This window comes from Nonomuraea sp. NPDC051941 (assembly GCF_044593615.1).
The window spans coordinates 49,405-71,689 of the sequence record NZ_JBIUCF010000040.1 but is presented as its reverse complement, the minus strand read 5'-3'; the positions used below and the strand labels follow the sequence as shown (position 1 = coordinate 71,689).

General features: G+C 67.5%; 19 protein-coding genes, 4 tRNA genes and 1 pseudogene. 7 read left to right on the top strand and 17 right to left on the bottom strand.

Annotation, left to right across the window (positions count from 1 at the left end; translation table 11 throughout):
- The first annotated feature begins 52 nt into the window (after positions 1-52).
- The gene (locus ACIHFD_RS47375; protein ID WP_397372494.1) at positions 53-2,092 is read left to right on the top strand and encodes a cellulose binding domain-containing protein; all 2,040 of its coding nucleotides are present in this window, start codon (positions 53-55) and stop codon (positions 2,090-2,092) included.
- A gap of 36 nt (positions 2,093-2,128) precedes the next feature.
- Here ACIHFD_RS47375 and ACIHFD_RS47370 read toward each other — a convergent pair whose 3' ends face one another.
- Entirely contained in the window at positions 2,129-2,527 is a 399-nt protein-coding gene (locus tag ACIHFD_RS47370; protein ID WP_397372493.1) for a DUF1761 domain-containing protein, read from the bottom strand.
- A 123-nt stretch (positions 2,528-2,650) separates the two neighbouring features.
- Between ACIHFD_RS47370 and ACIHFD_RS47365 the strand changes: the two are divergent.
- A pseudogene (locus ACIHFD_RS47365) lies at positions 2,651-3,865 on the top strand (amidohydrolase family protein); the annotation flags it as partial.
- Positions 3,866-3,876: 11 nt separating this feature from the next.
- Here the strand turns inward: ACIHFD_RS47365 and ACIHFD_RS47360 are convergent.
- From ACIHFD_RS47360 to ACIHFD_RS47335, 6 genes are all read right to left on the bottom strand, one after another.
- Positions 3,877-4,800 (bottom strand): LysR family transcriptional regulator, encoded by a 924-nt coding sequence (locus tag ACIHFD_RS47360; RefSeq protein ID WP_397372492.1) that lies wholly within the window; start codon positions 4,798-4,800, stop codon positions 3,877-3,879.
- A gap of 140 nt (positions 4,801-4,940) precedes the next feature.
- Complete coding sequence (locus tag ACIHFD_RS47355) at positions 4,941-6,149, bottom strand: RICIN domain-containing protein (RefSeq protein ID WP_397372491.1); 1,209 nt, start codon at positions 6,147-6,149, stop codon at positions 4,941-4,943.
- A gap of 125 nt (positions 6,150-6,274) precedes the next feature.
- Complete coding sequence (locus tag ACIHFD_RS47350; protein WP_397372490.1) at positions 6,275-6,916, bottom strand: response regulator; 642 nt, start codon at positions 6,914-6,916, stop codon at positions 6,275-6,277.
- Positions 6,909-8,081 (bottom strand): sensor histidine kinase, encoded by a 1,173-nt coding sequence (locus ACIHFD_RS47345; RefSeq protein ID WP_397372489.1) that lies wholly within the window; start codon positions 8,079-8,081, stop codon positions 6,909-6,911. Before ACIHFD_RS47345 ends, ACIHFD_RS47350 begins: the two co-directional genes overlap by 8 nt.
- A 6-nt stretch (positions 8,082-8,087) precedes the next feature.
- On the bottom strand, positions 8,088-8,783 hold the full coding sequence (locus tag ACIHFD_RS47340; protein WP_363983906.1) for an ABC transporter permease: 696 nt from the start codon (positions 8,781-8,783) through the stop codon (positions 8,088-8,090).
- A 96-nt stretch (positions 8,784-8,879) separates the two neighbouring features.
- A complete protein-coding gene (locus ACIHFD_RS47335) occupies positions 8,880-9,788 on the bottom strand; it encodes an ABC transporter ATP-binding protein (RefSeq protein ID WP_364261200.1) in 909 nt (302 codons plus the stop codon).
- 659 nt (positions 9,789-10,447) lie between these two features.
- Here ACIHFD_RS47335 and ACIHFD_RS47330 point away from each other — a divergent pair.
- Both ACIHFD_RS47330 and ACIHFD_RS47325 read left to right on the top strand, forming a co-directional pair.
- On the top strand, positions 10,448-11,065 hold the full coding sequence (locus tag ACIHFD_RS47330; RefSeq protein ID WP_397372487.1) for a signal protein: 618 nt from the start codon (positions 10,448-10,450) through the stop codon (positions 11,063-11,065).
- Between the two features lie 87 nt (positions 11,066-11,152).
- Positions 11,153-11,656 (top strand): DUF4265 domain-containing protein, encoded by a 504-nt coding sequence (locus tag ACIHFD_RS47325; protein ID WP_397372486.1) that lies wholly within the window; start codon positions 11,153-11,155, stop codon positions 11,654-11,656.
- An 8-nt stretch (positions 11,657-11,664) separates the two neighbouring features.
- On the opposite strand, the gene ACIHFD_RS47320 is transcribed toward ACIHFD_RS47325, so the two are convergent.
- Positions 11,665-12,153: a hypothetical protein gene (locus ACIHFD_RS47320; RefSeq protein WP_397372485.1), complete on the bottom strand. Its 489-nt coding sequence runs from the start codon at positions 12,151-12,153 to the stop codon at positions 11,665-11,667.
- Positions 12,154-12,886: 733 nt separating this feature from the next.
- Between ACIHFD_RS47320 and ACIHFD_RS47315 the strand changes: the two genes are divergently transcribed.
- A complete protein-coding gene (locus ACIHFD_RS47315; protein ID WP_397372484.1) occupies positions 12,887-13,951 on the top strand; it encodes a serine hydrolase domain-containing protein in 1,065 nt (354 codons plus the stop codon).
- A 248-nt stretch (positions 13,952-14,199) separates the two neighbouring features.
- Here the strand turns inward: ACIHFD_RS47315 and ACIHFD_RS47310 are convergent, their stop codons facing one another.
- From ACIHFD_RS47310 to ACIHFD_RS47300, 3 genes are all read right to left on the bottom strand, one after another.
- Complete coding sequence (locus ACIHFD_RS47310) at positions 14,200-14,994, bottom strand: hypothetical protein (RefSeq protein WP_397372483.1); 795 nt, start codon at positions 14,992-14,994, stop codon at positions 14,200-14,202.
- Positions 14,995-15,187: 193 nt separating this feature from the next.
- Positions 15,188-15,261: transfer RNA gene (locus tag ACIHFD_RS47305), tRNA-Phe, on the bottom strand.
- Between the two features lie 248 nt (positions 15,262-15,509).
- Positions 15,510-16,466 (bottom strand): hypothetical protein, encoded by a 957-nt coding sequence (locus tag ACIHFD_RS47300; protein WP_397372482.1) that lies wholly within the window; start codon positions 16,464-16,466, stop codon positions 15,510-15,512.
- A gap of 706 nt (positions 16,467-17,172) precedes the next feature.
- Between ACIHFD_RS47300 and ACIHFD_RS47295 the strand changes: the two genes are divergently transcribed.
- Positions 17,173-17,412, top strand: coding sequence for a hypothetical protein (locus ACIHFD_RS47295; RefSeq protein WP_397372481.1), 240 nt, complete (start codon positions 17,173-17,175; stop codon positions 17,410-17,412).
- A 487-nt stretch (positions 17,413-17,899) separates the two neighbouring features.
- On the opposite strand, the gene ACIHFD_RS47290 is transcribed toward ACIHFD_RS47295, so the two are convergent.
- Positions 17,900-19,009 (bottom strand): hypothetical protein, encoded by a 1,110-nt coding sequence (locus tag ACIHFD_RS47290; RefSeq protein ID WP_397372480.1) that lies wholly within the window; start codon positions 19,007-19,009, stop codon positions 17,900-17,902.
- Between the two features lie 184 nt (positions 19,010-19,193).
- On the bottom strand, positions 19,194-19,724 hold the full coding sequence (locus ACIHFD_RS47285) for a profilin (protein WP_397372479.1): 531 nt from the start codon (positions 19,722-19,724) through the stop codon (positions 19,194-19,196).
- Positions 19,725-20,013: 289 nt separating this feature from the next.
- Here ACIHFD_RS47285 and ACIHFD_RS47280 point away from each other — a divergent pair, with 289 nt between their 5' ends.
- The gene (locus tag ACIHFD_RS47280) at positions 20,014-20,292 is read left to right on the top strand and encodes a hypothetical protein (RefSeq protein WP_397372478.1); all 279 of its coding nucleotides are present in this window, start codon (positions 20,014-20,016) and stop codon (positions 20,290-20,292) included.
- Positions 20,293-20,368: 76 nt separating this feature from the next.
- On the opposite strand, the gene ACIHFD_RS47275 is transcribed toward ACIHFD_RS47280, so the two are convergent.
- The 4 genes from ACIHFD_RS47275 to ACIHFD_RS47260 all read right to left on the bottom strand — a co-directional run bounded on the left by ACIHFD_RS47275 (position 20,369) and on the right by ACIHFD_RS47260 (position 22,214).
- Positions 20,369-20,445: transfer RNA gene (locus ACIHFD_RS47275), tRNA-Phe, on the bottom strand.
- Positions 20,446-20,450: 5 nt separating this feature from the next.
- Positions 20,451-20,525: transfer RNA gene (locus ACIHFD_RS47270), tRNA-Asp, on the bottom strand.
- A gap of 98 nt (positions 20,526-20,623) precedes the next feature.
- A tRNA-Glu gene (locus tag ACIHFD_RS47265) sits at positions 20,624-20,696 on the bottom strand.
- Positions 20,697-22,214: a metallophosphoesterase gene (locus ACIHFD_RS47260; protein WP_397372477.1), complete on the bottom strand. Its 1,518-nt coding sequence runs from the start codon at positions 22,212-22,214 to the stop codon at positions 20,697-20,699.
- Between the last annotated feature and the right edge of the window lie 71 nt (positions 22,215-22,285).

Here is a 22,285-nt window from a genome sequence, read left to right as displayed (position 1 = left end):
TGGTCAGGAGGAGGCGTCGAGTGAATTCCGCTATCCATGGCGAGGAACGCCGATGCCCACACCGCTGTTACGAGCCGCGTCCGCCCTCCTGCTGACGCTGACCGCCCTCAACGCCCCCGCGGCCCACGCCGACGACGTCACCCCGGTAGCGGTGACCGTCAACGCGCGTGCCGCTCTCGCCACCGTCCCCGGAACCGGCATCGGCTCCAACCATGCGATCTGGGACACCAATCTCGGGACCGACGACACCGCCGACCGGCTCAAGGACGCCGGCGTGAAGATGCTGCGCTATCCCGGCGGGTCGTACTCCGACATCTACCACTGGGCCACCCACACCGCCCCCGGCGGCTACGTGGCGCCCAACACCGACTTCGACACGTTCATGCGCGGCGTCCGCCGTACCGGGGCGCAGGCCATGGTGACCGCCAACTACGGCACCGGCACCGCCGAGGAGGCCGCGGCCTGGGTCCGCCAGGCCAACGTCACCAAGGGCTACGGCATCAAGTACTGGGAGATCGGCAACGAGAACTACGGCAACGGCCACTACGGCTCCGCCTGGGAGGCCGACGACCACGCCGACAAGAGCCCGGCCGAGTACGCCCGCAACGTCGTGGCCTACGCGGACGCGATGAAGGCGGTCGACCCGACCATCAAGATCGGCGCGGTGCTGACCACGGCCGCCAACTGGCCCGACGCCATCACCGGCGACGGCGACAGCGGCACCTGGAACAAGGTCGTCCTCGCGAACGCCGGATCGAAGATCGACTTCGTGATCCTGCACTGGTACCCCGGCGCCCTCGACAGGGCCGGCCACGTGACCGACATGATCCAGCTCACCCGCCAGCAGATCGCCAAGTACGTGGGGCCCGGCTCGGAGCGGATCGGCATCGCGATGACCGAGTTCAACACCGGGTCCAGCAGCAACGGCACCAACACCCAGCCCGGCGCGCTGGCCGCCGCCGACGCGTACGCGACGCTGCTGGCGAACGGGGTGTTCACGGTCGACTGGTGGAACGTCCACAACGGGATCGGCACCGTCACCCAGGTCGAGGGGCACACCGACTACGGCGACTTCGGCCTGCTGTCGAGCGGCACCTGCACCTCCGACAACAGCGTCTGCGAGCCCGCGCTCAACACGCCCTTCGCCCCCTATTACGCGCTCCAGATGGTGAGCAAGTTCGCCCGGCCGGGCGACCAGTTCGTCCGCGCCGCGACCGACCAGGCCAAGGTCGTCGCGCACGCCGCCCGCCGGCCCAACGGGGATCTGGCGGTCATGCTGATCAACACCTCGAACGACACGTCGTACCCCGTCGCGATCGACTACTCCGGCTACACCCCGGCGGCCGGCGCGCCCACCGTACTGACCCACACCAACGGCGCCACCGCCATCACCACCTCGACCGGCGGGACCGCGGCCGGCCAGACGCTGCCGCCGCTCTCCCTGACCACCCTCGTCCTGCACCCCGCGTCCCCGCAGACCGGCCTCCCCGGCGCCCCCGGCCAGCCGGCGGCCACGCAGGTGACGGACACGACCGCCACGATCTCCTGGCCCGGCGCCGCCCCCGGCTCGCGCCCCATCGCCAAGTACGAGCTCTACCGCCAGCACGGAGCCGTCAGCGAGCAGCTCGGCGAGACCTCCGGCACCTCGTTCACCGTGAACAACCTCAAGCCGGGCACCCGCTACACGATCAACGTGATCGCCCGTGACAGCGGCGGCGGCCTGTCGTGGGCCTCCCCGCCGCTGACGTTCACGACCGGCACTCCCGCCACCAGCTCCTGCTCGGTACGGCTGACCGTCACGACCGACTGGGCCAGCGGCTACGTCGGCGCCATCGACATCACCAACAACGGCGCCCCGGTCAGCGGCTGGACCCTGAACTTCGGCTGGCCCAGGTCATGGCAGAGCCTGGGCAGCGGCTGGGGCGGCGTCTGGACGCAGACCGGGCCGGACGTGAAGGTCGTCAACGAGGCGGGCAACGGCGCCCTCGCCACGGGGGCCACCGCCACGGTCGGCTTCGTCGGCAACTACTCCGGCCCGAACGTCCTGCCCGCCGTCTTCACCCTCAACGGGTCCGTCTGCACGACCCGGTGACAGCGCGATCCGGGGCCGCTTCGGCGGCCCCGGATCTCAGGAGGTCACGGGGCGCCAGGTGGAGAGGATGAACACCACCAGGAGGGTGGTCATGAGGGCATCGCCGACGTGCAGGACGTACAGCCCCACCGGGTACGACTCGTGCAGGACGGAACCAGCGATCATCATGGCCTGGAACCCGAGCCACACCAGGAGTCCGAACCCCACGGCCTCGCGCCGCGTGCGGATCCGGAACCGGCTCAACAGCACGGCCATGACCAGCACCTCGATGAGGTTCCTCCCAAGCTGCCCCGCGAGCTCCCAGGGCTGCGGCGCGGCGGTGGCCACGCCGCGCAGCGACGCCCACACCCCGCCGAAAACCATGTAGTAGACGGAGCTCGCGACGAGCGTCGCGACCGCCGCGGCCCCTACGGCCCAGTAGTTGATTCTGTTCATGCCGGTCATTGTGGGCAGCCGCGCAGGAGGCGGACAAAGGCTATCTCCGCATGCCAGCGATGAGTCTGGCTCATCGATGGGGTGAGCGGTCCGTCGTTGTTCCGGCGCGGGCATCGGCGAACGATGAAGAGCATGAGACTCTCAGATCCCCCTTGCCGCCCCGGCCGTCTCTGGTTGACCAACGCCCAGCTGTTCGACGGGACCGGCGGCCCCGTCCGGCCGGCCGCCGGGATCCTCGTCGGGGACGGCGTGGTCAGGCTGGTCGGGCGGGCCGGCGACGGTGTGCCCGACGGGGCGGAGGTCGTCGACGTGGCGGGCCGTACCGTCCTGCCCGGCTTGATCGACGCCCACGCGCACGTGTTCGCAACGCCGCCCGCGCCCGCCGAGGGGGCCGAGCCGCTGTGGCCGGACGTGACCGCGCACTTCCTGGCCGCGCGGTTGCGGGAGACGTTGCGGATGGGGTTCACGACGCTGCGCGACGTCGGCTCGTACGGCGACGCGGTCGTCACGGCTCGCCAGGCGATGCGGTACGGGGCCTTCCGCGGGCCGCGGCTGCTGACCTGCGGCCGGATCGTGTCGGCCACCGCGCCCGGCGGCCGGTTCTTCGACGGGATGTACCGGGAGGCGGACGGGCCGGACGAGGTGCGCAAGGCCGTGCGCGAGCAGGTGCGGCGGGGCGCCGACTTCATCAAGATCATGTCCACCGGGGCGCGCTCGGTCGAGCTGGAGGACCCGCGGCCCGCGCAGGTGACCGAGGAGGAGATGGCCGCGCTGGTGGACGAGGCGCACCGGCTCGGGTACCGGGTGGCGGCGCACGCGGAGGGCCTGCCCGGCACGGAGTTGTCGATCAGGCACGGCGTGGACACCGTCGAGCACGGCATGTACCTCCACCGGCGGCCTGACCTGCTGGACATGATGGCCGCGGCCGGGCAGATCCTCGTGCCTACGCTGTCGTGCTACTACGGCGTCGCGGGCCTCTCCGAGCATTTCTCCGGGGACGGCTCTCATGGAGCGTGGACGCCGCCGTTGGTGGAGCTCGCCGAGCACAACCTGGTCGAAGCCGGCCGTACGCTCGCCGCGGCCCGCGCGGCCGGCGTGCCGATCGCGCTCGGCCACGACTGGCAGCCGTTCTCCGACGCCGCCGTCGAGGTCGTACGCATGGTCCGGCACGGCATGAGCCCCGCCGAGACGCTGGTCGCGGCGACCGCCACGGCGGCCCGGGCCCTCGGGCTGGACGAGCGCCTGGGCACCGTCGAACCCGGCAAGCTCGCCGACCTGGTCGTGGTGGACGGCGACCCGCTGGCCGAGCCCGCGGTGCTGCGTGACCGTACGCGGATCTGGCTGGTGTTTCAGCTCGGCGAGCCCGTGGCCGGCCAGGCGCTGGAGGCCCCGCTGAGCCGCCCGGCCACCTCGGCAAACGCGCGGACCGCCGCCGTCTCCCGCTCGGCCGCCCACACCAGCGCGCTCTCCAACGACGGCAGCCCGCGCAGCGGGATCACCGACACCCCGGGATGGGTGTAGTAGTCGGACAGCGAGGCCACCGTCGGATGGACGATCTCGCCGCGGGCCACCAGCGACAGCACCTCGATCATCCGGCCCTCCCGGTGGCGGCGGCCGATCGGGCGCCCCGCCGGGGTCAGCGGCGGGTAGAGCGCCTCCAGCGTCTCGGCCGGGACCATTCCCTCGGCGTCGATCACGTGGTGGTCGCCGAGGTCCTCGGCGGTGGCGTGGCCGCGTTCGGCCAGCGGATGCCCGGCCCGCACCACCAGCGCGCGATCGTCGCGCATGAGGACGGGGCCGACGACCAGGTCCGGGCGGCGGATCGGCAGCCAGTGGGCGACGACGTCCAGCTCGGCACGGCGCAGCCGGCCCAGCGCCTCGCCGGGGAACGCCTCGTACACCACGACCTCGCAGCCCGGATGGGCCGTGGTGAACGCCCGTACGATCTCCGAGAACGCCGGGCCGCCCGCGGCGAAGTTGAGCAGGCTGACCCGCAGCACGCCGGTGATCCCCGACGCGATCTCCCGGGCCTCGGCCAGGGCCAGGTGGATCTGCTCGAACCCCGGCCGCAGCCGGTCGCGCAGCCGCTCGCCCAGCGGGGTCAGCCGCACGCGGCGGGAGGAGCGCTCGAACAGCCGGCCGCCCACGCGCGTCTCCATGGCGCGGATGGTCTGGCTCACGCGCGACTGGGACAGGTACATCCGCTCGGCGGCCCGGCCGAAATGCAGCTCCTCGGCCAGCGTCAGAAAGATCTCGATCTCCCGGAGCTCCACCGGCTCCCTCCGTCCTCCCGGGGAGGACCAGACTAGGGAGTGACCGGCATCTTCGCCTAGCGCGCCTGTTGAGAGAGCGCGTTCTCGTCAATTCCGGCATTTATAAAGGGCTCCTCCCTGGACGGGAGAAGCCCTTTACCCTAGGAGCGGGTCCACGTCTGGTTGGCGCTGCCCGCGCAGTCCCAGATCTGCAGCCGGGTGCCGTTGGCCGAGCTGGCGCCGGTCGCGTCGAGGCATCTGCCGGACTGGGGGTTGACGATCCGGCCGGTGCCGGAGTCGTAGGTCCAGCGCTGGGCGCCGGTGCCGTTGCAGTCGTACAGCTGCACCTTCGCGCCGTTGGCCGTGGCGCCGTCGGTGATGTCCATGCACTTGCCGAGCGCGCGTACCGAGCCGTCGGCGTTCCACGTCCAGCTCTGGGCGGCCGTGTTGTTGCAGTCATACAGCTGGACGGCGGTGCCGTTGGCGGTGGCGGCGCCGGCCACGTCGACGCACTTGCCGCCGATACCGGTGATCCGGCCGCCGGAGCCGCTGGCGGGCGGGGCGTAGACGCGGACGTAGTCGACGGACATCGTCTGCGGGAAGGTCGTGGTGCCGTCGGGGTAGCCGGGCCAGTAGCCGCCGACCGCCACGTTCATGATCATGAAGAACGGGTGGTCGAAGACCCATCGGTTGCCGCCGAGGTCGGCCGGCGTCCGGCGCTGGTACTCGACGCCGTCGACGTACCAGATGATCAGGTTCGGGGACCAGTCGACGGCGAAGGTGTGGAACGCGTCGGCGAAGACGCCGCCGATCGAGTACGGCGCGCCGATGCCTCCGGAGCCGGAGTAACCGGGGCCGTGGATGGTGCCGTGGACGGTGCTGGGCTCGCGGCCGATGTTCTCCATGATGTCGATCTCGCCGCTGCCGGGCCAGCCGACCTGCCCGATGTTGTCGCCGAGCATCCAGAAGGCCGGCCAGATGCCCTGGCCGCGGGGCAGTTTCATGCGCGCCTCGAACCGCCCGTACGCCCTGGTGAAGGTGGCGGCGGTGAGCAGGCGGGCGGAGGTGTACTGGCAGGTGCCGTAGTGGCACTGGTAGTTGGCCGGGTTCTCGCGGCGGGCGGTGATCACGAGGTTGCCGGCGCCGTCCATGGCGGCGTTGCGGGTGCTGTCGGTGTAGTACTGCTGCTCGTTGTTGCCCCAGCCGCTGCCGCCGATGTCGAAGCGCCACTTCGACTGGTCGACGGCACTGCCCGCGGCTCCGTTGAACTCGTCGGACCAGACCAGCGGCCCGGGGGCGGGGGCGGCGCCGGCAGTGCCCACCAGAGGGGCGAGCAGCGCGACGAGAACGGCGCCGACGGTGAATAACACTCTGAAATGGGGGGTGCGGACCATACTGATTACCTCATCCGATCCACGGCTGTCGCTTTACGGAAACAATCCGGCAACATCACGCCCATTGTCAAGAGAGCGCTCTCTCACGAACGGACTTCTGGTCAGCCGTTCTCGAGGGTGAGCAGGCCGCGGCGGAAGGCGACGGCCACGGCGGCCGCGCGGTCGTTGACGCCGAGCTTCGTGTAGATGTGCAGCACGTGGCTCTTCACCGTGGCCTCGCTGATGAACAGGCGCGTGGCGACCTCGCGGTTGGTCGCGCCGTCGGCGATGAGCTGGAGGACCTCCAGCTCCCGGGCGCTCAGCGGGTCGGCGGGCGCGCGAACCTGGCCGAGGAGCCGGGTGGCGACCGACGGGGAGAGCACGGCCTCGCCCCGCGCCGCCGTACGGACCGCGCGGACGAGCTCGTCGCGGCCGGTGTCCTTGAGGAGGTAGCCGGTGGCTCCGGCCTCGATGGCGGGCAGGACGTCCCGGTCGGTGTCGTAGGTGGTGAGTACGAGGACGCGGGCCGCGATGCCCAGCCTGGCGAGCTCCTTGATGGCCGAGACGCCGTCCATCCTGGGCATGCGGAGGTCCATGAGGATCACGTCGGGGTCGAGCGCCCGCGCGAGCTCGACGGCCTGCGCGCCGTCCCCGGCCTCGCCGAGCACCTCGAAGTCGGGGTCGCCGGCGAACATGCCACGGATGCCGTCACGGACGATGGGATGATCGTCGGCGATCAGCAGCCGGATCACGGTCTCACCCACGGGCCACCGCCGGGACGCTCGCGGAGATCGCCGTGCCGAAGCCGGGCTCGGACTCGATCTCCAGCGTGCCCGCCACCCGGCTGACCCGCTTCCGCATCGAGGTCAGGCCGAAGCCGCCGCCGTCGCCGACCCGCTCGGGGTCGAACCCGGCGCCGTCGTCACGCACGTCCAGGGTGACCACATCCTCCATGTACGACAGGGTCAGCCCGACCCGGGACGCGCCGGCGTGCTTGGCCGCGTTGGCGAGGGCCTCCTGCGCGGTGCGGAGCAGCGTCTCCTCGACCTCCGGATGCATGGGACGGACCGTACCAGTGATGGTCAGATCCGCACGTACCCCATTGAGCTCCCCCCACTGGGCGACGACCTCCGCCAGCGCGTCGGGCAACGGCGCCGCCTCCAGTTGCCCCGGCCCCACCGCGTGCATGGAGCGCCGGGCCTCGGCCAGGCTCTCCCGCGCCAGCCGGATCGCGTTGTCCACGTGTCGCCGCCACTCCTCGGTCCGGTGCGCCGCCTGGAGTTGGGTGATGATGCCGGTGAGGCCCTGGGCGAGCGTGTCGTGGATCTCCGCCGCCATGCGCTGCCGTTCGTCGAAAACGCCTGCCTCGCGGGCTTGGACCAGCAACTGGGCGTGCAGTCCGGCGTTCTCCTTCATGGTCGCTTCGAGCTGCGCCACCATCCGCTTGCGCTCGGCGCTCCGCTCGGCGGTGATCTCGCCGACGAAGCTGAACAGGCCGACCAGGGCCACGATGGCGGCGGTGAAGAACAGGAAGGCGAGGATCCCGGTCGGCGTGGGGTCGGGCAGGCCGCCGTTGTAGGTCGCGACGCTGATCGCCGCCGTGGCGGTCACCCCGACAAACCGCCATTTCCCCTTCAGGTACTGCCACGAGTGGAGATATCCGGCGAAACCAAAGAAGCTCGCGAACCACAGCCCCTGCGTACAGAGCGCTCCGATCAGCACCACCAGCCCGGCCACGTACGCCACGCCGCGGGGCACCAGCCAGATCCAGACGGCCGCGAGCGCGGCCAGGGCGAGCATGACCCACGGCCTGCCGCCCGTCTCGCCGGTCAGCAGGGAGAGCACTGTGGAGGTCCCTAGCAGAACGTACGGAGCGGCCGCCATCTGGCGCTCCAGCAGCCGCTCCCATCGGTCGAGCCGCCCGGTCATACCTCACTACTCCCAGCGGAAGAACTTGGCCGCGGCCATGCTGATGACCACAGCGTACGCGGCCATCACGGCGAGCAGCAGCGGGCTGGGAGCGCCGCCTTCCCAGACGTCCCGCAGGCTCTGCCGGAACGCGCCCAGAGGGGTGAACTCCCCGATGCGGGCCACGAAAGCGGGCATCTGCTCCGCGGGCTGCATGAGTCCGGCGAGGTAGGCCATCGGGAAGTACAGCAGGACCCCGATCCCGTTGGCGCTTCGGCCGTTCTTGGCCAGGGCCGCGATGAGCAGGCCGATGGCGAACATGGCCGCCGTACCGAGCAGGAAGACCAGCACACCGGGCAGCACCTGGGCGGGCAGGTGGGCTTTCAGCACGGTGCCGGCGACCGTCACCAGCAGGGCGCATGCGGTCAGCGCGAGGACGAGCTGCAGGAGCAACTGGACCACCAGCATGTTCACCGGGCGTACCGGTGTGATGGAGAGCCTGCGCAGGATGCCGCGCTCGCGGTAGGTGGCCATGGTGGTGGGCAGCATGTACAGGCCCACGAGCCCCACGGCGATCGCCAGCGCCATCGGCAGGAGCACGGTGTCGCCCGGGCCGATCGAGCTTCCGAAGACGACCATGATGAACAGCGGGATGAGCAGCGAGAACATCGCTCCGGGTTCGCGGGTCAGCAGCTTCAGTTCGACTATGGCGAGCTTGGTCATGATCTTCCTCCGTCAGTGGATGAGACGTTCGGTCGTCGGCGGGTCCACCAACCAGGACCTTCAGCGGCCTGGGGGCGGACATCAGGGAGACGGACGTCAGGGACCGTCGAACGAACGGCCGGTCAGCGCGACGAACGCATCGTCAAGGGTGCGCTTGTCGATGCGCAGATCGCTGACCAGGACGTGATGACGGGCGAGCTGCGCGGTGACCGCCGTGGCGAAGTCTCCCCTGCCCGTGACGACCACCCGATCCCCCGTCCTGTTCACGCCGGTCACCCCGGGCAGCCCACCCAGCTCGACCATGTCCCCCGCCATCAGCGTGAACCGCATCTGGTGCTCGGCGTCGATCCCGTCGACCAGCCCGGCCGGGGTGTCGAGCGCGACCACCCGCCCGCGGTCGAAGACGGCCACACGGTCGCAGAGCTCCTCCACCTCGTCCATGAAGTGGCTGACCAGCACCACCGTCACGCCACTCGCCCGGACCCGCTTGATCAGCTCCCAGGTGGTACGGCGAGCCTGCGGGTCGAGCCCCGTGGTCAGCTCGTCGAGGAACGCCACCCGCGGATTGCCCACCAGAGCCAGCGCGATGAACAACCGCTGCTTCTGCCCACCCGACAACTTCCCGAACCGGCCGTTGCGCTTGTCCGCCAGCCCCCACTCCTCCAGCAGCTCCCGCCAGTCGCGCGGTTCGGCGTAGAAGGAGGCGTACAGGTCGAGCGCCTCCCACACCTTGATGTTCTCGGGGAGCTGCGTGTCCTGGAGCTGCACCCCGATCTGCTCACGCACCCCGGGCCCGTCCTTGACCGGGTCGAGCCCGAGCACCTTGATCGACCCGCTGTCGGCCCGCCTCAGCCCCTCCACACACTCCACGGTGGTGGTCTTCCCGGTGCCGTTCGGACCGAGGATGCCGAAGATCTCGCCCTCCTCCACGGAGAACGACACCCCATCCAGAACCGTCAGGTCCGCGTACTTCTTGCGGAGGTCTGTGACTTCGATGACTGCCATGGCTCAAGCATCGTTTTCCCGCCCCCGGACCGAATCGATCTGCCGGCCATGCTCTCCGGTGAATGCTGCTGACCCGAAAATCCACCGAACGGTTGATGCGCCCTGCCACAACCGGGCCACTTGGCATCTTCTGCTCATCGCGTACGCGTCAGTTTCCCCGAAGACCTCGATCCACTCGAACCCCCAAGTCGACGACCACGCACCACGCCACCCTCACTCGTACCGGCAAGCGCTGGACCGCCACCGTCGACAACCTCCCGGGCGGCCACATCCTCCGGGTCCAGGGCGCGACCTGGAGAGAAACCGCGGACCACGCGAGCAGGCCGAGCGCGACGCCCTCCGCAATGCCGCCCGCACAGCGTGCTCGGCCTATCCCATCAGCACATCTCCCAGATCGTCCTCCGCACCACCTCATAGCCGGACCGCCGCGGCTGCCCAGCCGACCGTCATGGCCTTCCCCAGCGCCCATTCGGGCCCCTTGACCAGTCGAAAGGACTTTCACCCTCTCTTTCCATTTCTTCGCCACGTCGACAGGCTTGACGGAACAGCCACGAATCCAGAACAGCTTCCCCTTGGATATCCGCCTGCTTTGCAGTGCAGGCCATTTAAGACGCAGCATGAGGTGATCGCTCTTTACCGGCCGAGTCTATGATCTTCGCATGTCACTCAGATCCGCCATTCCGCTTCTGCTGGTCCTCGGTCTCGTCGCCGGCTGTGGGGTGGCCCAGGGCACCGGCACGGCCGGCGTCGAGTCCTCGAAACCGAAGGTCGCGGCGTCGGAGAACATCCAGGGACGTTGGTGGACGTGGGCGGCTTCCGAAGAGGAGAGTACGAACCCTGTGACGGACACAACCGGGGAGTTTTGCGACCGAAACCAGCCCGATGACGTGTGGTTTCTCGCTGGGACCTTCGGCGGCACCGTCAATCGGACGTGCAGAGTTCCTGCGGGACGGCCAGTGGTCTTCCCGCTGGTGAATCAGATTTGCACCGAGCAGCAATGCAAAAGGTTCATGGCCACGGCGACAGGCAAGGCGACTCTTGACGGCAAGGCGGTCACGCCAGAACGGATGGAAGACGACAACGTCACCGTGACACGTGTAGCGGGCAATCCCATGAGCGGCGAGGAGGGAACCGCCACCTTCTACGCTTGTGGCGTCTGGGTGCGCCTCCCATCGCTGAAGCCCGGCCGTCACAACCTGACTATCCGTGGCTCCTCCGGCAGCTTCCGCACAGGCGTCGACTACACGCTCATCGTCCAGCCCGACCAGCAAGCATGAGACATCTGCCGACCTTCCCTAGCGCATTCGAACACTTCATTGCGGACCGGGATTCGCGACGAGCCTGGCCCTAAAGGACGAGTGGACATGATCTCTGCCGCCCCTTCCGAACGTCTCCCCACCGCACCAGACCTGATCAAGGTGTGGTTCCAGTTCGTGCCCCGGCAAGGCTGGCTTCCCTACGACGCCGAAGGGCTCTGGGCCATGCGCCTGAGCGGGGACACCGCCCGTGTGGTCAACGCCCCGTTCCTGCAGGACGGGGTCGCCGAGGGCGACGTAGTGCGCTTCGTCACCGACGACGAGGGGCTTCACCGGGCCTGCGAGCGGGTGGAAGCGTCGGGCAACTGCACGATCCGAGTCCTGCCGGTGCCCGACGGACCGCTGGGACGCAGCGCACAGGCTGTGCACGAGCGGCTGGCCCCGTTCGGCCTGGGCGGGGAATCCTTCAGCTCAGAGCTTCCTCTGATCGCCGTCACCGTGCCCGCTGACGCAGACCTTGGACAGATCAAGGCGCTGCTGACACGCGGCCGAGCAGACGGCTGGTGGCACTTTGAGGAGTCCTGCATCACCGACGCCTGGCGAAGCGCCTAACGGTCGATTTACTCCCGGGCACTGTCGAACGGGTCCACGTTCCACAGCGCAGGCAGGTCGCTCCCGCAGAAGACGCAGACGAAGTCGTCCTCTCGCACGATGTTGCGCTCCCGACAGGCGAGGCAGCGCCGGAACACCACCTCGTTCGTGAAACCGGACGGACATCTCAGACCGGCCCGATCGAGAGCCTGAGAGACCGCCGGCCATGAACTCGTGTCCGGGCAGTACCCGGTCGACTGGTTACTGACCTCGCCGACCACCCAGCGTCCGTCCTCACGGCTGAACCCGATCTCTCCGGCGCTCAGTACCGGGCTGCCGGCGGCACACGCGACATGCTCGCTGCGGCGTGGCGCCAGCCGCAATGTGCCGTCCGTGTCGACCACGAAGGTGAACGGCTCGGCCAGTTCCGCCGCCGACCTCTCCGCGACCCACCTGTCGAAGTCAGCCCCCGAACGGATGGAACAGCCTTCGCTACCAGGCCGGACCGCAGCCTTCACGTCGGCCGGTCCCACATACCGATAGATCCGACCCCCACCGTCCACGCGAACCAACTTAGGACAGTGCCGCCACAGTCCAGAAGGTGATCAGGACGAAAGCGAGGTAGGCGCGTAATCGCTGAGCAGGAACGCCCCCCAGGATCTCAACCGTCACAGGCTTGCCGCTCTCCGTCGGCTCGACTCACGAAGACGCCCTCGGCATCAAGGCAGCCCCCGAGCACCTGACCGCCCCCGCCGATCAAGAGGAACTTCGGCTGTCGAATCCATGGGCTTCGACCTTACCCACACATATATGACGATTGCTGCCAGTAGGACCAAAAAACCTCGAACAGCCATCCTGCATTCCAAAACGTATCGGTCGTCACCACGACATATGGCGGGGCATGGTACCGCTCGAACGCCACAGCACCATCGCTGCCTGAGCGAAGGGACATGCATAAGGAAAAAGACTTCGACCGCCGTTTGCGGCTCCAGCGCACGGAAACCAACCCCCCGAAAATAGTCCACCTGGCGCTCTCTACCGACAATCACCCGCTTCGGAGAAACGCCCATATTTCGGGACTTTGATACGTTCCGGGGGGATAATATGTCCAAATTTCCTAATATCGCCTGGGTTCTTGCGGTCGGTGCCGCGCTGACTGGTGGGGTCATGCCCGCGGGCGCTCCTGCCATCGCCGCATCCGCCGTCACGAGCCGAGCACCTCAGAACCAGAATCCGGATCCGCTGGCCACCGTGCCGGCGCCGCGGGGCGACCGGATCGCCGCGGCGATGCGGGAGTACGTCCGGGACCTGGCCCAGAAGGAGCAGTTCACCGGCTCGGTGCTGGTAATACGGCGTGGGCAGGTGCTGCTGCGTACCGCTGCCGGCGCGGCCGACGAGGAGAGGCACATCCCCAACCGGCCCGACACCGTCTACCGCATCGCCTCGGTCACCAAGCAGTTCACCTCGATGCTCATGCTGAAGCTGCGCGACCGCGGGTTGCTCGGCCTGGACGACCCGATCTGCCCGCATCTCATCCCGGCATACATCGAGACCTGCCCGCAGGCCTGGCGGCCCGTCACGATCCGCCAGATCCTCACGCACACGTCCGGCATCGTCAACATCCAGGATCTGCCGGGCTTCTATGCCGAGCTCTCACAACCGACCACGACCCGGGCGCTCATCCAGCGATTCGTACACAGGCCGTTGGACTTCAAGCCCGGCACCAACTGGAAGTACAGCAACGGCGGCTACGTCCTGGCCGGGGCGATCATCCAGGCGGTGACGCACCAGCCGTACGGCACCGTCCTGCATGAAGAGATCACCGGCCCGCTCCACCTCCGGCACACCGGCTACAGCCGGGGCAATCCGCCCGCCGGGTACGCGAAGGGCTACTTCACGGTCGGATCACCGGCCCCGCCCACCAACGGCTCCCAGGCGTTCTCCGCGACCGGCATCTACTCCACCGTGGACGACATCGCCCGCTGGGACCGGTCGTTCGGCGCGGATCTGGTCGCGCCGCCCGCCACCGTCAAGCAGGCGTTCACGCCACAGTTCCCGTGTCCCCCGAACGGCTGTCTCACCCTGCCGTCGACCGCGTACGCCTTCGGCTGGGCCGTCGACCGGCTCCACGGGCACCGGCTCCGATACCACCACGGACTTCTCCAGGGCTACGCGGCGATGAACATGTACCTGCCCGATGACGACATCGAGGTAGTCGTGCTCAGCAACGTGCAGGACACCGACACGTACGGCATCGGCCGCCACCTCGCCACGATGGCCCTCGAGTCTGCGAACGCGGGGCGATCCTCGCGATGACGGGGTGCCCGTAACGGCGAAGCCCGGCGATGGCGTGGGGTGCCGTCATGGCCTGAGCAAGGAACCTTGGAAACGAGCTGAGGCGCCGCCCTCCGAGGGTGACGCCTCAGTCGTTCAGCTCTGTGCCCGGTTGACGGCTGCCGGTTTCGGGCGGTGGCTCAGCTCCGCAGCCCCAGCGCCATACCGCCCCGTGCAAACTGGGCAAAGCCCTCGGACAGCCAACCGCTTCCCGGCTGGGCAGCACGCCGTCACTGTGCGTGCTTCCATTTGGTCCGATCCCGGAGAACACGAACGTAGTCGAATCCCTGAGCTTCCAGCTGCCCCACGACCCACTGAGCAGCACGATCGTCCGGATCAAGTTCCCGCAGGTGGAATCGGAGGCTCTCGATCGCCTTCCGCTCACGGATCTTGCGCCTCTTGGGGAACAAATCCTGCGGAAGGTTGTGACACACGTCCGCGATCATGCGCATGTGCTCCAGATGTCCCAGAGCCGTGTCCGTCTCCCCGGCAGCCAACGCGCGCTTCACGAGGTGGCTGTCGGCTCGAATCTCCATGAACCCCATGGCCATCAAGATCCTTACGGCCTCCTGCGCCGAACCACGTTCCAATCCGGCGGGCCGGTCACGCGCTGTCCGCATGTCTTCCATGAACGTGAAGCAGGAGCAGTGGCCTGCACGTTCTTCAACGCAGCGCGGGTGCTCGCAGCTGTGGTCGTGCCGGTGATCACGGGACCACCGATGAAAGTCCCGCCCAATGCCCTTCGCACGTCGCGCTGTCCGATACTCCTCCCACCGTGACAGCGTCTTGGGAAGCTGCTGGAACCGCGTCATGGGCACAGCCCTGTGAAGTCCGCTCTTGATGAGCGCACCGTCGTTCATCCTGAGCACCACGGCCGCAGAGACACAGCCTTCGACGGGCACATCCCACGGCCTACGTGGCCAAGGGATCACATAGTGCGTTCCTCCCGGAGCAAGGTGAGCGGCCAGAAGCTCGGTGGCCTGCGGCTTGGCGGAACCTGAGGTCTCTCGCAACAACTCGATCATCGTGGCTGTGTCGACGGCACGAACGGTCCGAAGCGCTCTGGGCAACACCGTGCCGTAATCAGGATCTTTCGCCACAGGCCAGGGAAGTAACCACACGAATATCAGCCTGCCAGCGGAGGTGGCGACATTGCCGCCGCAAACACGAAAACGCCCGGAGCGTTTCTCGCTTCGGGGCATCTTGGCTGTTCAATGCTGGTGGTCAGGGGCAGGGTCGAACTGCCGACCTTCCGCTTTTCAGGCAAGCCGAGCACCCGTTCCCGCCGGGCTCATGACGCCGCTGACCAGGCCCCGACCATCCGCAAGCGTCCGTCAACGTCCCTGATCGTCTGCCGCGGTTGTCACTCAGTCACTCCACCAAAGAGGGTGAGCATTCACCACCTGACGTTCCGGAGCCGGTCGTACCGTTGCACACCTCTGAACGATCACACAGCGCGATCAACAGAACCCGAAACGCACAGGCCGTGAATGCTTACTCATGGTGACCATCTTGCCGTGTCACCGCGACACCCTCGCCTCTATTTCAGCGTTTCGTAAATCCCCTTCGCCGTCACAGACGGCACCGGCTGACCGGACGCCGCCTCAGCGTCGAAATCAAACCTGCTCAGGTCCGCAGTTCCCGTTTCCGCCTGGTAGGACAGCAGATAACACTTGCCATACAGCTCGAACGGAGCGAGCGTCGTCCACCCCGTCGCCCAGTTCTGCTGCCACACATTGCTGTACGAGCCGTCCTGGTCGAATTTGTCAAGACTCGCTTCGCCCGACCCGTTCTTGTACGACAGGAGGTAATACTCGCCGTACGCCTTGAAGGGGACGATTGTCGTCCACCCCGTCGTCCACCCCTGCTGCCATACCCCGCTGTACGAGCCGTCCTTGTGGAATTTACTGAGATCCGCGTTTCCCGACCCGTTCTTGTACGACAGGAGGTACGGCTCGCCGTATAGCTCGAACGGAGTGAGTGTCGTCCACCCCGCCGTCCACCCCTGCTGCCATACTCCACTGTACGAGCCGTCCCTGCCGAACTTGTCAAGACTCGCTTCGCCCGACCCGTTCTTGTACGACAGGAGATAATACTCGCCGTACGCCTTGAAGGGGACGATTGTCGTCCACCCCGCCGTCCACCCCTGCTGCCATACCCCGCTGTACGAGCCGTCCTTGTGGAATTTACTGAGATCCGCGTTTCCCGACCCGTTCTTGTACGACAGGAGGTACGGCTCGCCGTATAGCTCGAACGGAGTGAGTGTCGTCCACCCCGCGGTCCACCCCTGCTGCCATATCCCGCTGTATGAGCCGTCCTTGTGGAACTTGCTGAGATCCGCGTTTCCCGACCCGTTCTTGTACGACAGGAGATAATACTCGCCGTATAGCTCAGACGGAGTGAGCGTTGTCCAGCCGGTCGTCCACTGTTCTTCCCAAACTTGGGTTATTTGCATAATGGGAGTCTTCTTGATGGCCGGACGGGTGTCAACCGGCATGAGCGAACGGCATGATCCGCCTTTCCCGACCGAGCGAATCCGATGAAAGCATTCACGTCGTGCACAGGCCCGCGGAGGAGGTCTGTGAGACTCCCCGACGCCACCCGGCCGTGCTCACCAGTTGTGATCACGACCGGGTGGCCTTACAGCAGTCTTGCAGACTCCCCAGGTCACAGCAGGTGACTTGAGCCCAGCGCAGACACGAGTTTCGGTCAGGACAGTCGGGGGATGAGTGCGGCGGTCGCGGCCGTGACAACGCTGCGGGGCGCGTTTTCCCACGTCGCGTTGCCCGCTAAGTGCTTTATGTCAAGCCGTCCCGGAGCTCCCGGTCACGCACTGTCGCTTTGGGCCGTGTGCCTTGATTCTTACCGGTACCCCTACTCGTGGGCGTGCGCTTGGCACAGGCGCTCCGAACCGGCCGGTTCCACGACCCCTTCACATTGAGAAACGGGCATCGGAGAGCACTTCTAAGCGCTCCGAGGAGCTTTGCGACCCCATCCCCGGCGCGCGACGCGCGATTGGAAGCGCTCGCGCGCGATTCTGGCCACGCGTAGACGCAAGCCAGAGCGCTCGCATCAGCGCGGTCACGGGCGGAGATCGTGCGAGTCCGGCGAGGTCGTCAGAGGGGTGCCGGCAGCAGTAGCCGCGCGACATTTTAGTTTGAGTACTACAGCGACCCCTCAGAAGAAAAGGACGGGTGACAATCATGACGCTGGCAGAAGAGCGCGCCGAGAAGCTGTTTGAGGATTTCGAGCAGTTTGACAACGACGGCGAGGGCTATTTGACGCGCGTGGCGTATCTCCAGCTCCTCAAGGGTAGTAGCGAGAGGAAGCACAACCGCGTGGAACAACCCCCTCGACGTCGTCGCGGTACTCCCGCTGTAGGGGTGGCGCTGGAATACGGCAGACGTGGGCTGCGCCGGAGCACTGACCGGACAGAACTTTGACGCTGTCCCGTTCCCGGAATGACGTACTCCCAGGTCTGCGCCGTAGGCCAGCCGTGGAAGGCAGTCCGACCCCATGCCGGGCACGGTCATCCAGAAGAGAAACTTCGGCGTCCGGCCCCGTCGCCTGACTTGCAGTTTCCGGTGAACGCGGCCCCTTTCAGTCGTATTCGAGCGGTCCTGCGGCGGGGCCTGCCGCGCCGCACTGCGGTTCGCGCTCCCGCCGCGCCCGAGGCACCGCCTGCAACCGAGCCTTCTCCCCCGCGTCGGCAAGCTCAAAGGCAAGCAACCCAAACTGCCCGAACCCGCCCGGTGCTCCATCCGCCGCCGCTACGCCGAGGGCGAGGTCTCCCTCACAGACCTCGCCACCGACTACAGCATGGGCCGCTCCACCATCCATCGCATCATCCACGACCCCACGAACTGACCGGCCCAGGCTCCGCAACCGGTCAGTTCGTGGGGTCGTGGTCCGGGGCGAGGACGCCTGGGATCAGGCGATGGTGAGAGGTCCGTCGGCCAGGTACGCCGCCAGCGGACCGGTCATCCGGTCCCGTGTCGGCGGATGCAGGTCCAGCCCGTTGGCGTAGGTGGCGAGGTGGCCGACCTCGTCGGAGGCCATGGAGTCGAGGTCGCCGAGCAGTTCGACCGCGCGCGGAACCACCCGGGAGAGGGTGTCCTGCACGCAGTACCGGACGTACAGCGAGTCGGCGAGCGTCGACTCGTCCGGGCCGCCGTCGTCGATCCGGCGGGCGACGCCCTCCGCGGCCGACATCGCGCCCTCGGCCTCCATCAGCAGCTGGACCCGCTCGGACTCGGGCAGCCGGTTGTCGAGCAGCACCCGCTCGACCAGTGCGCTGGCGGCCCCGAGGTAGCTGCCCGTCATCAGCAGCTGGAACCAGGCGAAGCCCGCGGTCAGCATGACCTCCGGCCGCCCGTCGGGGGCCGAGGCCTGCGCCAGCAGCTCCGGCGGCACCAGGACGTCGTCGAGAGTGACCTGCTCGCTGTCCGCCCCCGCCCCGCCGACGCTTACACCCTCGCTTTCTGCGGACACCAGCGCCACCGCCGGTACCTCGCCGCCGTCGTCGCCCCAGCCGGGGACCATGACACTGACGGCGAGCAGGTCCATCGACCGGGCCAGACTGCACGGGCGCGTCCTCCCGCTGACCGACAGCCCGTCGGGCCCCGCCGTGGCGGTCATCGGGGAGAGGATTCCGGCGCCGGGGCGCTCCTCGGCGAAGCCGAACGCCACGAGTTGGTTGCCGGCGGCCACCCCCGCGACAAGCATCGACTCCTGGCCATCGTCGGGGGTGGCCAGACCGACCAGGGTGGCCATCGAGAAGTGGTGCAAGATGGTGGCCACGGCCAGCGACGGTGTCCTGCTGCCCAGCGCACGCTGCACCCGCAGAGCGTCCAAGGCGGTGGCTCCCAGCCCGCGCTGGGCAATCGGCGCCAGCAGCCCGGGACCGCCGCTGTCACGGAACAGCTGGATGCCGGGACTGTCCGGGCCCTCCAGCTCCATGAGGGATACCGCCCGCAGGCTCTCGTCCAGCCCCGGCAGCAGCTTCGCCATAGTGGCGCGTTCCCGCTCCAGAAACCGCATATCCTCTCCCACTTTCCCTGGGACGACCAACAAGGATGGGCAACAAGCCGATCAAGCTCACCCACAACGCAGCGCCGAGGAGGTCGCTGGGCCCATGACACGGGCCCCAGTGGAGAGCGCAAGGGGGCCAGCACGCCTGAACAGAGCAGGCGGCAGATCCAGCCACAGGGGCCCACTCTGGTGATCAGTACCCGGCGTTGATCAGTTCGTCGGCAAGAGACTCGACGACGGGAATCGATTCCGCCATTTGGAGTGGGGCGTCATACTCCGCGACGATGATGCACTGTTTCGTCTGCACCACGATCGCACCGGCGTGTCTGGGATCGTAGTTGATGGAGTGAGTGGCCTTGAGGAAGAGGGAGCGCTCGTCGCCCCCAGAGGTGAGGAACTTGTTGCCGGCCAGCACAAGACCGCCGACCTGGTCCTCTCCGCCGCTGAACACGGCCCTGCACTCCTTGCTGAGCTGACTCTGCTCGGCAGCACTGAGCTTATATCCCTCGGACGCAGCCAAGATTCCGCCGTCCAGCCCGACGATTGCCGCCCGGTTGACCTTGCCGGAGCCGATCAGATTGTCGTCCACATAGCGCTGCCACTCGCCCATACACAGTCCCCCAGTTGCAGCCCGGCCATGCCAGGCGATCCAGTATTTGTCATCGTCCAGTAGCTCGAACGCGTGATCAAGGCCCTCCATTCGGGTCAGTGCGATGAGCCGCAAAGTAGATGTGTTGCCGCAGGCCAGAAGGGCCTATCACGGGTGGGGCAATTCGTCTCTACGAGGGAGCACCGCGCCTCGCGGTGCTGATGTACGTCGGCGACTTCGACTGTCCCGAAGACGACATCGAACGCGACTGGGTGACCCGGACGGGCTGCTGGCCCCACGCCGAGCGGGCCCTGCTCACCCGCGACCAAGCGCTCGCCACGGGCTGCCCTCCGCCGAGGGCGAACGCGACGACCCCCGCTGGCCGGGCTTCGCCGCACGCCACGGCTTCAACGCCAACCGCCCGGTGCACTGCCATGACTGCGGAGAACGTCGGCGGGACTTCCGGATCGCCCTCAACGGCGCTGAGGGCATCAACCCGGCGGAATGGACTCCCCGGGAACTGCGGCACAGCTTCGTCTCGCTGCTCTCAGCTCATGACGTCCCGATCGAGCACATCTCACGGCTGGTCGGCCACACGAACACCCTCGTGATCGAGATGGTCTACCGCAAGCAGATCCGACCCGTCATGCAGGAAGGCGCGACGGTGATGGATGAGATCTTCCCGCTCGCTCCGGAACCGTAGTCATGCAGTTAGACACGCAGACACAAATAAGCCCCGTCCATGTGATCATGGGCGGGGCATTCTTGCTGGTAAATAATGGTGGTCAGGGGCAGGGTCGAACTGCCGACCTTCCGCTTTTCAGGCGGACGCTCGTACCAACTGAGCTACCTGACCCAGAGCGGTCCTGACGGGACTTGAACCCGCGACCTCCACCTTGACAGGGTGGCGAGCACTCCAAACTGCTCTACAGGACCTTGCGTTTCTTGCTGTTCTTTCCGTTTGCGCTCGTTTAGCTTACCAGCTTTTCGGTGGTCTTCGACCAGCCGTTTTCCGGTGCGCTAACCGCTCGCAGTGCCCCCAACGGGATTCGAACCCGTGCCGCCGCCTTGAAAGGGCGGTGTCCTAGGCCGCTAGACGATGGGGGCTCAGGATTCCCTGTCGCCTTCCGTCGGAGACCTCTGAAGCATAGGGGACGATTGCCCCTGATGCCAAAGTGGCTTACCGGCGGACGGCGATTGTGTGCCAGAGATCGGTCCCGTTGGCGACGGGGCGTTCGTTGGCTCCGGGGAAATCATACGTTGTGGGTCGGGCTCCACGTGACGCTGGATGTACACCGACTGCTCCCCCAGCCCGCCCAGCGTGATGTCGTCCCATGCCTGCATGCGCTTCGTCTCCCTGTCGAAGTACAGGACAGAGGCCTGGACGGGCGTGGGCTGGGCGTGTTCGAGGGCGCGCAGGCCGGCGCCGCCGGTCGATCCCTGGACGAGGAGGCGGGTGCCCGAGGGGAGCATGGACGTCTTCCGGGCGTGGGTGTGGCCGGCGAGGATCATGGGGGTCGCGCCGGAGAAGCCCTTGCCGACGTCCGGGTCGTGTACGGCGATCACGTCCGGCTTGTTCACCTTGGCGAGGTGGGAGCGGGCGTAGTCGCCGAGCACGGTCGGGTCCGAGTCGGCGGCCACGGATTTGTCCGGGGTGAAGCGGGGGTCGCCCAGGCCGTAGATCTTCAGGCCTGCCACGGTCTCGGTGGTGTCGTCCAGGACGATGGAGTTCTTCTGCTTCTCGACCGCTTTCTGGGTGGTCATCGAGTCGTGGTTGCCGCGTACGTACACGTACGGGACCCCGAGGCGGCCGATCTCGTCCACGAACTTGTTCTCGGCCTTGGTGCCGTGGTCGGAAATGTCGCCCGTGTCGATGACCATGTCCACGCTGAACTGGTCTTTGAGGGAGCGGATGACGTTCCAGGCGATGGGGTTGATGTGGATGTCGGAGACGTGCAGGACCCGGATGGTCTTGGGGTTGGCGTCGTACAACGGCAGGGTGGAGACCGTGTCGTACAGCTTGGAGACGTTCGTGACGAGTTTGGTGAGTTGCGACCGGTACGACTCGAAACGGGAGACGATCGACTCGGCGCTGCCCACGAGCGACGGCGCGGCGGCGACGAGGCCCGAGTAGCGGGGCTCGACGAGAGAGCTGGGGCGGAACGTCAGGGCCGCGAGGACCCCCGTGCCCGCCAGCGCCACGGAGGCGGCCAGAAGGCCCATCAGGGCCACTCTGGGGCGCCTGAAGACCATCAGGACCGCGATCAGCGCCCCGGCGCCCGCACAGAGCAGCGAGCGGATCACCAGCGCGCGTACGCCGTCGAGGAGGTCGTCCTCGATGAGCCCCGGCAGGCGGTCGGCCAGGCGCGGGTCCTCTATGAGGGCTTTGGCGCGTTCCTGGTCGATGTTCTCGAGCGTGATGCGCAACCGCAGCGGCGCGTCGTGCGTGCGGAACGTGAGCGTGCCGAGCGGGCTGGCGTCCACGATCGTCTCGCCGCTCCAGGCCGGCCGGAGCGACATGCCGGTCTCCACGGGCCCGATCTGAGCTCGTACGGTGCCGCTGAGGAAGATGCCCAGCCAAGCACCCACCGCGGCCACGAGGAGCACCGCCGCGCCCTTCGCCACCCTGGACTGAATGACTGCCTTTGACCTGTGAACGAACTTCATACGCTTTCTTGCCTACCCGAAGGACGGGG

Coding starts and splice junctions, on each gene's coding strand:
- ACIHFD_RS47310 (WP_397372483.1), bottom strand. CDS start 14,994: ATGATCGAGTTGTTGCGAGAGACCTCAGGTTCCGCCAAGCCGCAGGCC.
- ACIHFD_RS47340 (WP_363983906.1), bottom strand. CDS start 8,783: ATGACCAAGCTCGCCATAGTCGAACTGAAGCTGCTGACCCGCGAACCC.
- ACIHFD_RS47325 (WP_397372486.1), top strand. CDS start 11,153: ATGATCTCTGCCGCCCCTTCCGAACGTCTCCCCACCGCACCAGACCTG.
- ACIHFD_RS47370 (WP_397372493.1), bottom strand. CDS start 2,527: ATGAACAGAATCAACTACTGGGCCGTAGGGGCCGCGGCGGTCGCGACG.
- ACIHFD_RS47375 (WP_397372494.1), top strand. CDS start 53: ATGCCCACACCGCTGTTACGAGCCGCGTCCGCCCTCCTGCTGACGCTG.
- ACIHFD_RS47345 (WP_397372489.1), bottom strand. CDS start 8,081: ATGACCGGGCGGCTCGACCGATGGGAGCGGCTGCTGGAGCGCCAGATG.
- ACIHFD_RS47295 (WP_397372481.1), top strand. CDS start 17,173: ATGACGCTGGCAGAAGAGCGCGCCGAGAAGCTGTTTGAGGATTTCGAG.
- ACIHFD_RS47335 (WP_364261200.1), bottom strand. CDS start 9,788: ATGGCAGTCATCGAAGTCACAGACCTCCGCAAGAAGTACGCGGACCTG.
- ACIHFD_RS47290 (WP_397372480.1), bottom strand. CDS start 19,009: ATGCGGTTTCTGGAGCGGGAACGCGCCACTATGGCGAAGCTGCTGCCG.
- ACIHFD_RS47330 (WP_397372487.1), top strand. CDS start 10,448: ATGTCACTCAGATCCGCCATTCCGCTTCTGCTGGTCCTCGGTCTCGTC.
- ACIHFD_RS47300 (WP_397372482.1), bottom strand. CDS start 16,466: ATGCCGGTTGACACCCGTCCGGCCATCAAGAAGACTCCCATTATGCAA.